Below are 11,716 nucleotides of genomic sequence, written 5' to 3' on the forward strand. Positions count from 1 at the left end.
AGCGATTGATGCGGCTGCGCATGACGTTGGGCTCAACTCTCAACTTCAGCGCACATCGGGCTCTAGGTCGAAAATGGTAGGTCGAGATCAACTCGCGCGACGGCGTAAGCGTCAAGCGAGATGAATTGGTCATCCAGCGGTCTTGCGGTACTTTCCATGAAGTTGGGATCGGTTGCCGCCCGTTCGAACTGCTCGGCGCCAAGAAGAGCTATACGGGCACTGCTCGGCGCATCCGGAAGTTTCACAGATTGCGCCTTGGAGGTGAGGTTGGCGACCCACAGTGTCACGCGCCAATCTTTTTCAGCTGCGATCGTCGCAATGGCGTCAGCGCCGGAAGTTCCTACGGACAGCAGGGTGGCTCCGCCGAGCCTTGAGAGACCCGCCATGACATGGAAAGCGGGATAGACCGTTCGGCCGTCCTGCTGGTCATACCATGGCTGGACGAAATCAGCCTTCCTGTGGATATGGCCAAAGGGGCCGGTGAAGTCCCCTACCGCGACGGCCTCGACCCCTCCGCGAGCGCAGGCCGCGAAATAGCCGAGCGTCCATGCCGCATTGAACAGCCCGCGCTGCCGTGGATCGATGCGGCTCAGACATATGCGGGCGTTCGCTTTGTTCGGCGCGGTGCCCTTTCCGTAGGGGTTCTCGCGGCAGCCGAGCTGACTGGGACCTATGCGCAGCGGCACGCGGTCGCCCGTGAAAGCATGTGCCGAGCGTATCTGATGAGGGATAGCCTGAAGCGTTTCCATCACCGAAATATCATCCGCCGCGTGCACGCTTGGACAGGTGGTGAAGGTCACGTAGTCGAGCGCTTCGGCTGGCGGACGCTTGCGATTGAGTTCGGTGAAGTAAGCGGCCATGCCTCCGCCCAGCCCGATCCCCGGGAAAGCCCGGCGAGCGGCGGAGTAGCATTCGTGGAAGCTGGGCATGACCGGCCGCGGTGCTCCCGGCTGAACGGATTTCATGTCCTGCGCCGGAAAGACGGAGACAGCTTCCAGTTTGAGGCCGATTGTATGGACCGCATCAGCGACGGGCGCCAATTCGCCGAATGGGTCGAGCGTGCCCTTGGTGATGATCTCGAGGACCACGCCTGCGCCGGTCAGCCGTGCAAGCGCGGCGTAGCTTTCGAGTTCATCATGGCCGTGTCCGAATCGGAGATCGACTTGGCAGACCATCCACTGCGGAGCCATTCGTCGTAGAAGCTCGGGGGATTCAAGCGCGTGCCTTGCCTCGTCGCCAGCGACGCCGACGCCAACGCGAGGCACTTGGCCGACGGGTCTGCCGATCGTCAGGTTGATGAGTGGATTGCGGTTTTCAGACGCCCCGGCACGAAGCGTTCCTGACACGTGTAGCCGGACGACCTGGGTGAATTTCTGGCCCTTGGGCAGTCGGTAAGGCCACGGGCGACGCAGAGGGCGGACATAGGTTTTATAGGAAGCGTCAGACCAATTGCGTTGATCCTCCATCTCGAAGGCATCACCGTCCATGGTGCATGTGGCCCAGATCCCAGGCGCGATCTCATGCGACAACGCCCGGATATCGGTGAACGGACATTTAGGGTCGATGTGGTCCGGAAAGAGCGATAGCTCATCATGACCATCCTCATGCAGCACCTTTACCGGCTTGCCCGCCAAGGCTTCGATCGGATGAAGGACGATGAAGCCGGTCCGATTCGTCAAAAGGTCAGTCTCGGGCTCTGCCTCGGCCGCAAAAGCCAGCGCACCATCACTACTGCCCGAGATCCGTACCTGATAAACCAGGCGACCGGATGTTGCGGAACATGTTGCACGGTATGCGACGCTGAACACATCCAGCCTTTCATCGATGTGGAGATCATCGAGAACGGCTGTAGCGGTTCCCCAATTTTCGTCCCGCACAAGGAACGAGATTCCGCGCAGAATCTCAATTCCGTCAAGGCGGATGTAGCGTAACGCCCCATTGTCGAAGTCGACCGACAACGATCCCGCGCGAAGTGTGCGCAAGGGTGGCTCGACCTGTTCGGTTCCACACAAGCGGATGGCTCGAGATGCTGCCAAGGTCAAATTGCTTGCTCCGTCGCAGCGTCAAAAATCGACGCCCGGTTCATGTTGATGTCGATCGGCAGTCTCTCGCCGGGACGGCTGACGTCGTGCGCCTGAAGCTCCGCCACCACTGGCGCGCCGGCAAGGCGGAAGGTCGCATAGCTGCGCGAGCCAGTCGGCTGCAGCAGGTCGATGGTTGCATCATAGCGCAGCGTGCCCGGCTCGGGGGTAGCAGCGTGTGCGCGTGTCAGATGTTCCGGGCGCAGCCCGAGCAGCACCGACTGCCCATCTATAGCGCCATTTAGAGTCCGCCCGGGGGCGATCGGCAGCAGACCATCGGCCAGCCGGATGGCGGCGGCGCTCCCGTCCAAAGCCAGCGTGCCCGGCAGGAAGCTCATGCGTGGGGAACCGAGAAAGCCCGCGACGAAGATCGAGGCGGGGCGCTCGAACAGTTCGAGTGGCGCGCCCTGCTGCTCGATCAACCCGTCGCGCATCAGCACGATGCGGTCAGCCAGTGTCATCGCCTCGATCTGGTCATGGGTGACGTAGATCATCGTCGTGGCGATGTCCTGGTGAAGGCGCTTGATCTCGCCGCGCATTTCGTCGCGAAGCTGGGCATCCAGATTGGACAGCGGCTCGTCGAACAGAAAGATGCGGGGGTTGCGGACTATGGCGCGGCCGATGGCGACGCGCTGACGCTGCCCACCGGATAACTGGCGTGGAAATCGCCCGAGCAAGGGGATGATGCCGAGCATACGCGCTGCCTCGGCAACGCGCGCCTCTACCTCGGGCTTCGGCATCTTGCGCGCCTTGAGACCGAAGCCGATGTTCTTCGCCACGCTCATATGTGGATAGAGCGCATAGTCTTGAAACACCATCGCCACGTCACGATCGCGCGGCCGCAAGTCATTGACCACCTCGCCGCCAATCTCGATCGTGCCTTGCGAACTCTCCTCCAGTCCTGCAATCGTCCTCAAAAGGGTACTCTTGCCGCATCCGGAGGGGCCGACCAGAACGGTGAACTCACCGTCGCGAATGTGGAGGTCAATGCCGCGCACCGCATGGAAGGCGCCGTAGCGCTTGTGCAAGCCGGTGATCCTGACTTCAGCCATGCCTGCCTCTTTCTATCCGCGAACGGCGCCGAGCGTCAGCCCGCGCACGAGATGTCGTTGAGCAAGGACTCCCAGAGCGATGGATGGCACGAGGGAAACAATGGCCAGGGCCGCCGCTTCACCATATTGCGCGCCCTGGAAGCCGATGAAGGAGCGGAATACGGTTGGCAGCGTGAACGCAGTTCGACTGGTCAAAATGAGCGCGAAGAAGAACTCCGTCCAGCAAGCGATGAAAGCGAAGACGGCCGCCGCGACGATGCCCGGGGCGGCAAGCGGCACGGCAACACGCCAGAACGCCTCCCAACGCGTGCAGCCATCGACCAGGGCCGCCTCCTCCATCGACTTCGGCATGCCGCGGAAATACGCGAACATCATCCACACCGACACCGGCAGCGTGAAGACCGTGTAGGCGATGATCAGACCAATATGGGTGTCGTACAGCCCGACGCCACGATAGATAAGGAATACCGGCAGGACGATGCCGATCGGTGGCAGGAAGCGCTGTGACAGCACCCAGAAAGACAGGTGCTGGCCGCCCGTGTTGTAGCGCGCCAGACTATAAGCCATCAGCGTGCCCAACAACGCTGAAAGCACGGTGGCCGACAGCGAAATGATCAGACTGTTGATGAGCCCGTCGAGGCCGCGATAAGCGAACAGCGCAGCTTTGTAGTGTACAAGGGTCGGCTCGGCAGGGAACCAGACGGGCGGCACGGTGAGGTAGTCGTCGCTCGGCTTGATCGAGGTGTTGAACATCCAGTAGAGGGGCCACAGCACGAACACGAGGAAGAAGCCGAGCAGCAGCATGCGACCGATCGGCACCGACCGGCGTTTCCTGCGGCGGGCGGGCGCGACGGCGGCCATCAGACCGGCTCCACCTTCAAGAGCCGCCGCACCAGCAGCGTCACTACCAGCGCGGTGAAAATCAGGAATAGCCAGCTTCCGGCCGTCGCCTGCGACAGATGAAACTGGGTGAAGCCGACCGTGTAGAGATAGTAGGAAGCCGTGTAGGTTTGCGTACCCGGGCCGCCGCCGGTCATGATAAAAATGGTATCGAACATTCGGATGGCGTCAAGCAGGCGGAAGGTCAACGCCAGCAGCATCATAGACCCGAGATGCGGCAGCGTGATCGCCCAGAAGGCCTGCCAGGCATTGACGCCGTCGAGTTCCGCCGCCTCGTAGAGGTTCGGAGGGATTGCGGTAAGCCCGGCGAGCAGGACGACAAACATGAACGGAGTCCACTGCCAGACATCAGCGATGATCAGCGAGACATAAAGCCATGGGCGCTCGGTCATCCAGCCGATCGTCACCTCCTGCCCCAACAGTTGCGTCAGGATGTAGTTGGTTGGCCCGAAAGGCCGCTGAAGCAGCAGCGTCCACGCTTGGCCGACTATCACCGGGCTGATGAAAAGCGGCACGATCAGGATCGACATGACGACACCGCGCCCCGGAAAGCTGCGCACCATGGTGAGCGCCACCAGAAGGCCCAGCACGAATTCGATGGCGACGCTGATGCTCGACAGGCAGGCCGTCAGCAAGAGCGACCACCGTGCCACGGGATCGAACACCACCCGCTCGAAGTTTTTCAAGCCGACAAAGGCGTGGCCCGGCACCTGGAAGTCGTAGTTGATGAAGGACACGACCAGTGAGAACAGCAGCGGATAGATCGACAGCGCCAGTATCAACAGCACCGCGGGCGCGACCAGAATCCATTTGAAGTGGCGGTCCGCCCACTGTGCGAGGGTCGAAAGCCGAGGCGGGGCGCCGGTGGTCGTCATGCGACTGATCGTGGTGGTGTGCGGCATCGATTTATTCCAAAGATCGCCACGCGGTTGAGCCAGGGTGTTGCGAGCAAAGCGCCCGCAACACCGGTCTGGTGCTAGAAACCCGGCTCCCCTCCAGGCGAGTCTCAGAGGGTGACTGCCATGCCAAGCTTCTCCACTGTGTTGTCAGCGGTGGCGCCGGGCAGTTTCAGGAACTCGGTGTAGAAAGCCTTTTGCGACTCCATCCCGAGCCGATCGGTCGTCTCGTTCCACTCGGCGGCCGCCGTTTCCAGCGATGCTTTCGGATCCGCACCAGCCCACACTGCGGTGCACATGCGGTCGATGCTCAAGAAATAGTCCTGCGCACCTGGCATGATCGGGTCGAGCAGGCCGACATTCGCCGAGTTGTTGAGGTTGGCCAGGTACTCCTTGGCGCTAGGGAACAGTGCTCCATAGAGCTCCGACTTGAAATGCGAAATGCGGTATGGGTCGCGCAGCGCATAGGGCAACATGCAGCGCGCCAGTGAGACGGGAGGCGAGCAGGCCCACTGCATGAACAGATACGCCGCCTCCGGATTGGGCGAATCCGCCGACAGCGCCTTGTTGTAGCCGGTGGCATGTTCCGGATTGCCCGGCACGACGGCATAGCCAACCTTGCCAGCGATCTGCGACTGGGGAATGAAGTTGATCGCCGTGGCGGATTGCGAATAGTTCGCCGCCATCCGGCCGCTTGGAGGCCAGGAATAGATCATCGCAACCTTCCCCGTCAGGAATGCCGCCCAAAGGGAGACGGCGTCGAGCTCGTTGTTACCGGGGATCGAGGCCTTGTTGGCCGCGAGCATGTTCGTCAGCGTCTTGACGCCCGCATCCGACACCAAGCCGGCCTTCATGTCGTCGCCGAACAGTTTCCCGCCGTTGGCACGGTACTGCTGCAGAAAGTCGAACTGATTGCCCGGGCTGCCCGCCTTGCGGAAGTGGCCTGCACCATAAACCTTCGGTGCCATCTGGTCGGTGATGAATTGGGCGATCTGAGCATATTCCTCCCAGGTCTTCGGTGGTCCGAGCTTCGCGTTGAACTTGGTCTGGTAGGCCTCCATCATCTTCGGATCCTCGAAGATGTCCTTGCGGTAGTAGAGAGCGAACATGTCGCCGTCGTCGAAGAAGCCCCAGATCTTTCCCTTGTAGGTCGGCAGCGCCTTGTAGAGAGGATGATAGTCCTCGAGGTCTGCAGGGTTCATATATTTGGCGATATAGTCGTCGAGAGGTGCGATGACGCCGCCATCGGCGAGCGACGGTGTCCAGGCTGGCGAGATGTCGAGCACGTCATAGGCGCCTGAGCCGGCAATGTGCTCGGCGACCGCCTTGGAGTATTGATCGGGATTCGACAGTTCGACCACATTCGACTTCATGCCCGTAAGCTGCTCCCACATCGGCCCACTGAAATTGCGTGGATCGAGCGCCTGCAGGCCTGCCTCGTAGGTCATGTTGATCGTGACGCCCGCATGCGCCTTGGCCGCCTCGACCGCGCGGAAGGCGGAGCCCTCCGCCGGTCCTTCCTTAGATGCTTTCAGCGCAGCGGCCTGCGCCTGTCCCAGCGGCGACGTGGCGTCGGCCAGTTCGAGCTTCTGCTGCGCCAGCGCCCAATCGGTCATCATACCCAAAATGGGTGCAGACGCTGCCAACATACCGGTCATCTGGCCGAAGCGGGTTATGAAATTCCGGCGGGTCGTTTCGCCACGCATGAAGGCGTCGACCTCTGCTTCGAGACCGGCCTGAAAGTCACGTTTTTCACGATCGTTCATAGTGCTTGGTCCTCCCGTTTCTCATTTGCTCACTCGTCCGCAGGCGCGGCGGTCGAGCATTCCTCCCGTAAGGCCCCCGCAATGGCCGCGGCGGCGCGCCAAATTCTCGCACTCCTAGCTTCCGAAGCGGCCCGCGAAAACGGCCAGCCTATCCTTCCACCGCTCGCTCGAAAGCACCTCGCGATTGACCACACCGCGCGGCTCGCGACCATGTTGAACCTCGATTACCGCTTTGACGTCTGCAGCGCCGTTGCCGGCAAAGCACTGGTCGGTCCAGCACAATGCGTGCGGCGCAAGGATGACGTTGTCGAGTTTGAGGATTGCATCGTCAGCATCCGGCGGCTCCTGCTCCAGCACGTCGAGACCGGCGCCGGCGATACGACGCTCCCGCAGGGCTTGTGCCAATGCCTTCTGGTCGACGATCGGGCCGCGCGCTGTATTGATCAGGTATGCAGTAGGCTTCATCAGGGCGAGCCGCTCGGCATTGACGAGATGGCGCGTGTCAGGCGTCAGCGGGCAACTTACCGACAGCACGTCGGCGCGACGAAACAGATCTTCCAGTCCGACCAGCTCCACGCCTAGTTCGGCAGCGACCTTCTTGTCTGCAAATGGGTCATGGGCGATGAACCTCATATCGAAGGGCTTTGCCAGGCGAAAAACTTCGGCGCCTATGTTGCCGATGCCGAGCGACCCCAGCGTACGCCCCACGAGCCCGACACCCATATGTTGGGAGCGCTCCTGGAAGCCATGAGGTCCCTTACGGGTGAGGGCGTCCTTCGTGAACAGCTTGCCGGTGAGTGCCAACATAAAGGTGATGACGGATACGGCGACCGGCCGTCTTACCCCATCGGGCGTGATGACCAGAGCGATGCCGGCGGCAGTGCAGGCCTCGACGTCGACAGTATCGTAGCCGACGCCGAAGCGGGCAACGACGGCCAGCCGACCGCTCTTGGGGACACTCGTGGAAACGAAGCGATGAGTGAGAAGGATCAGCGCATCGAAGTCCTCAAGCTGGTCGGCGCGAAGCGGGTTATTCGATTCCAGGAATGTCATCTCGAGGCCTGGCGCCTTGCGCAGAGGCTCCAGGTCAAAGTCGGGATAGGTCAGCGAGCCGTCCGGCATGCGGAAATCACCGGAAAGCGCCACCTTGAACTTTAGGTCGCCCATTCTCTCCTCCGTTCTTACTGGCACCCGGCCCGGATTTTGGAGACCGCGTCGGCGATCGCGTCGTGCAGTATCCAGACGTCGCCCGAATAACAAATGAAGTCGAAGCCTTGTGCGTAGAACTCGTGGCCCTGCTGGACGTTGGGCACCAGGCGCCCGAGCGACTTGTTGTGCCTTTTGGCGGCGGAAACGATTTTGGCCATCGCGGCGATGAAGGTCGGGTGCGCGAAGTCGCCGGGAATGCCGAGCGAGACCGACAGATCAAAGTGACCGACCCACAGACAATCGACGCCGTCCAATCCCGCAATGCCGTCGATGTTCTTGACGCCGTCGGCGGTCTCGATCAGGCAGATGAACACCGAGCGCTGGTTGGCCGCCTCGAACTTATCTGCAACCGAGCCCGGACGGTAACGGTCATGCGCGATCTGCAGCGCCACGCCGCGAGCGCCAGCCGGATGGTATTTCATGGAATTGATGATGTGCTGCGCCTGCTCGACGGTACTCACCATCGGCGCGATTAATCCTTCGGCCCCCATATCCATGGCGCGGGCGAGGAAATGGTAGTCCTGCGATGGCACACGCACCATAACCGGCAGGTCGGCCGCCTCGAAATAGCGGATCGCGCTCTTGACCGTTTCCAGGCTGAAGCCCGAATGCTCCATATCGAAAAAGGCGAAGTCACAGCCAGCGGACTTCAGGATGTGGCCTATCCCCGGCGTCGCGAACTCGGCGACAAGGGTCCCGAGCTTGACGCGTCTGTGAGACGCTAGCGCCTTGAGACTTGGCTCCGACATGAACTTCCCTCCCGTTCGCCCACAAGGGGCGCATTGCGCCTACGCGTTCTTCAAGACGAAGCTTCGACAACAAGGTCGCAGATCGTCACCAGCTTGGTGTCGACGAGCGGCGCGCTCTGCGAATTGAATTCCTCGAAATGGGCTGTCCGGCAGTGGAGCATGAATGCCGCCTCGCTGTCGTAAATCTCGTAGAGCAGGACCCGGTCGGGCTCGCCGCGCGCCTGCGTCACATCAAAGCGGCGGCAGCCGGCTTCGCTGCGAACCGACGCGGTCGCGTTGGCGTCCACGAGCTCTCGGAATCTGCCCCGGGCACCCGGCTTGAGGCGGAAATCGACCCAGACTACGAAGCCGCTCATCCCTTGCCACCCGCAATTTCAAGATAGCGTCTGGAGACATATTCCAGATGCCTGCGCATAGCCGCTTCGGAGGCGTCTGGATCGCGCGCGGCGACGGCATCAAAGATTTCGCGATGAGCCTCGTAGGCCTTTCGGTCTTCACCTTTGGCCAAAGTTGTGCGCCGCTGTTCCAGCAGCCATTCGGCCAACGCCGCGTGAATGGCTGTGAAGATACGATTGCGGGTGATCACAGCCAGCACGTAGTGGAAGTCCACATCAGTGCGCTCGAAGCGCGTCAGGTCCCCGATCGACTGCCGGTTGATTTCGAGCGCCTCCTTGAGGCCCTCAATATCCTCTGACGTGGCATTGATGGCGGCGTTGCGGGCAAGCCCGACTTCGAAAAACAAACGCGCGCTCTGGAAGTCATGAACCCCGCCAGGGGCCGAAATCATGTGGCGCGCCGGCCCCGAGAGGGCGTCGATCACGAATTGGGGGGTTGGCCGAGTGACGCGGGCGCGCTCGCCGGATTTCACCTCGACAAGCCCCATCTTGCTCAGATGCAGCAGGGCCTCGCGGATTGAAGGGCGCCCGACCCCGAACTGCCGCATGAGTTCCCGCTCGGATGGGAGCCGGTCGGCTTCGGCCAGCTCTCCCCTGCGGATCATCCGCTCGAGGTGCGCTGCAACCTCCTCCGAAAGCTTCCGCGGTTTGATCAGAACGCCGATCATGTGGCATACCTGTTATACCAGTCAGATACGCTAGGCTCCCAGAGCGCCTCTGTCAACGATCACTTGGGCTGGATAGAGACCGAACAGAGATGCCCAGGCTCGCGCGGCCCGCCTCTTGGATGGCAAGGACGACGATGGGCTGCTCGTAGCAGATCAGCGGCGCAACCTTCACGCCCTCGACCTCGACCACGGGAGTGGCACAGACATGTGCCCTCGCCCCGCTGCGCTGCCTGACCCAGGCAACCCAGGGCTGCCAAAGGGCGAGCGGATTTCCGCTCCAGCCGATCGCGCCAGCGGCCACACCGCCGGTGATGAAACCAAGCGAATGCAGCGCTTCAAGCATGAAAGTGAGGATAGGCCTTGCAAGGCCGAGAATGCCGTCGACCTGAACCCGTCCAGCGTGAGTCATATGAACCTGGGAATCTGGAGTGAAGGAAGCCATCGCCCGGAGGAACCACACCGCCGACGAAGGCTGTGATGATCCTACCCTCGGAATAGATTGTGCGAAGTTCGGAATTCCCAAAGCGGACCGGTTCCGCGGGCGCACAGACCTCGCGGGAGATAGCCGCGCACAACCGCAAGGTCGGAGGCCTGCGACCGGGGCGGACAGATAAGGCGATGTCACCGACTCTGGGCTCGTGCTGAATTGCTTCGATTCGGCGAAGGCCAAGCGGATAGCTCGGTGTCATGTTCAGCCGACACCCACTCCATGCGACGTCGTCGAACCACTGCTGCGCGGCGTGACGCAATGGGTTCCGGAACCAAAACTGCGACCCGATTGCAGGATTGCGACTCGTCGCCAGGCGCATTTGTCCGCGAAAACGTCGCCCGCTTCATCAACATGACACCGGAGACATTCTATGGGGCCGCATCCAGGGAAACGCACTGGCTGTCCTACGAGAGCTACGCCGCGCCCGTCTCGGGCAGAAGTTTGCGACCGACGAGGTTGCAGCGGGCAAAATCGACATCTTCATCAACGTCGACTCAACACACTCGAGAACCATCCGGACCTCGCCCGGGTCAGCATTGGCTCACTGATGAATGCCATCTACAATCGCAATGAAGCAGGCCAGTTCGGATCTTGTCGATGAGCTGATTTCCATGAAATTCGTTCAGGAGATGAAATCCACCCAACGGCGCGTTGGCAAGCCTCCGACCCCGCTTGAAGATGGGCCCCCCTCCCCTTCCCGAGATCAGCTGTTTAACGGTGTCCGCGGCAGCCTACGGCGACAGCGACCTCAAGGGCCAAGAGTGACACCATAGAGCCGGGAATGATGGTCTTGGCATCGTTGTTCCCGAGCCGACAAATTCGGTTTCTACCTCAGGCCGGATTTCATCACCAAGCGTCTGCTATCAACGCTCGGGTGGCACCCTCGTCGGTTGCGAACGCTCCCTTGGCGAGCAGATAAAGGAAGTTTCGGGCGCTCGCCCGCACCGCTCAAAACGATGGTGCGCGAACTGCGGTCTCCAGCGATCGGCTTTCAGTCGGGTAACGGTTGACCTCCGCATGCAAACGCACCTGCAGGAGGCACGCTGACCTACCCTATGTCAGCGAATATCGTTTGAGGCCGCTAGAGACGAATTGGGGTCGGTCCGAGCTTTGGACGTTTGCGTCTCGTCATGATGGAGGAGGTCGGCCATTGCTTTTGATGCCTTCGACCAAGCCTCAGCCGGCAAAGCGAGCCCGCCTACCGCCTTGAGCGGGTGGAAGCGCCCTCCCCTCCCCTAAGCCGCTCCGCTGATGGGGCGGTTTTTACTGCCGTAAAGACTGCTCTTTGTGTCAGAAAAACCAGGCGTTTAGCCAGATGAGCGGGAGAGTTCCAGTCGAACGACAACCCGCCATTATCCGACGACAGCAGGAATCGGCCGCAAGGAAGCCCGCTAGTGCTGTTCACCTTCTGTTAACCTAAAACTTCTTGCCGGGCTTTCCGAATCGGAGCTTAATGGCGCTTGTTGAATAATTTCATCGCAAAAAGCGCCAATTCAGGTTTTCGACGAGA

The 11,716-nt window shown here is 61.2% G+C and carries 10 protein-coding genes and 1 pseudogene; 1 reads left to right on the top strand and 10 read right to left on the bottom strand.

Features of this window, described 5'->3' with window-relative positions; genetic code table 11:
* Positions 1 to 62: 62 nt before the first annotated feature.
* The 10 genes from AC0NIL_RS32960 to AC0NIL_RS33005 all read right to left on the bottom strand — a co-directional run bounded on the left by AC0NIL_RS32960 (position 63) and on the right by AC0NIL_RS33005 (position 10,059).
* A complete protein-coding gene (locus AC0NIL_RS32960) occupies positions 63 to 1,958 on the bottom strand; it encodes a D-apionate lactonase family protein (protein ID WP_164920105.1) in 1,896 nt (631 codons plus the stop codon).
* 80 nt (positions 1,959 to 2,038) lie between these two features.
* Positions 2,039 to 3,133, bottom strand: a complete 1,095-nt coding sequence (locus AC0NIL_RS32965; RefSeq protein ID WP_013525320.1) for an ABC transporter ATP-binding protein — start codon at positions 3,131 to 3,133, stop codon at positions 2,039 to 2,041.
* A 12-nt stretch (positions 3,134 to 3,145) separates the two neighbouring features.
* Entirely contained in the window at positions 3,146 to 3,994 is an 849-nt protein-coding gene (locus AC0NIL_RS32970) for a carbohydrate ABC transporter permease (RefSeq protein ID WP_013525321.1), read from the bottom strand.
* Positions 3,994 to 4,935 (bottom strand): carbohydrate ABC transporter permease, encoded by a 942-nt coding sequence (locus AC0NIL_RS32975; protein ID WP_063170586.1) that lies wholly within the window; start codon positions 4,933 to 4,935, stop codon positions 3,994 to 3,996. Before AC0NIL_RS32975 ends, AC0NIL_RS32970 begins: the two co-directional genes overlap by 1 nt.
* Positions 4,936 to 5,039: 104 nt before the next feature.
* A complete protein-coding gene (locus AC0NIL_RS32980; protein ID WP_024504468.1) occupies positions 5,040 to 6,695 on the bottom strand; it encodes an extracellular solute-binding protein in 1,656 nt (551 codons plus the stop codon).
* Between the two features lie 114 nt (positions 6,696 to 6,809).
* The gene (locus tag AC0NIL_RS32985; RefSeq protein ID WP_224673562.1) at positions 6,810 to 7,817 is read right to left on the bottom strand and encodes an NAD(P)-dependent oxidoreductase; all 1,008 of its coding nucleotides are present in this window, start codon (positions 7,815 to 7,817) and stop codon (positions 6,810 to 6,812) included.
* Positions 7,818 to 7,876: 59 nt separating this feature from the next.
* Positions 7,877 to 8,653 (bottom strand): HpcH/HpaI aldolase family protein, encoded by a 777-nt coding sequence (locus AC0NIL_RS32990; RefSeq protein ID WP_050596335.1) that lies wholly within the window; start codon positions 8,651 to 8,653, stop codon positions 7,877 to 7,879.
* 50 nt (positions 8,654 to 8,703) lie between these two features.
* Positions 8,704 to 9,009 carry a putative quinol monooxygenase gene (locus AC0NIL_RS32995; protein ID WP_050596334.1) on the bottom strand — a complete coding sequence of 102 codons (306 nt, stop codon included), beginning with the start codon at positions 9,007 to 9,009 and terminating at the stop codon, positions 8,704 to 8,706.
* Positions 9,006 to 9,716, bottom strand: a complete 711-nt coding sequence (gene nanR / locus AC0NIL_RS33000; RefSeq protein WP_013525327.1) for a transcriptional regulator NanR — start codon at positions 9,714 to 9,716, stop codon at positions 9,006 to 9,008. Before nanR ends, AC0NIL_RS32995 begins: the two co-directional genes overlap by 4 nt.
* Before the next feature lie 52 nt (positions 9,717 to 9,768).
* Complete coding sequence (locus AC0NIL_RS33005) at positions 9,769 to 10,059, bottom strand: hypothetical protein (RefSeq protein ID WP_473573625.1); 291 nt, start codon at positions 10,057 to 10,059, stop codon at positions 9,769 to 9,771.
* A 412-nt stretch (positions 10,060 to 10,471) separates the two neighbouring features.
* Between AC0NIL_RS33005 and AC0NIL_RS33010 the strand changes: the two are divergent.
* Positions 10,472 to 10,777, top strand: a pseudogene (locus AC0NIL_RS33010) (type IV secretory system conjugative DNA transfer family protein); the annotation flags it as partial.
* Between the last annotated feature and the right edge of the window lie 939 nt (positions 10,778 to 11,716).

This window comes from Mesorhizobium sp. WSM1343, assembly GCF_055901535.1.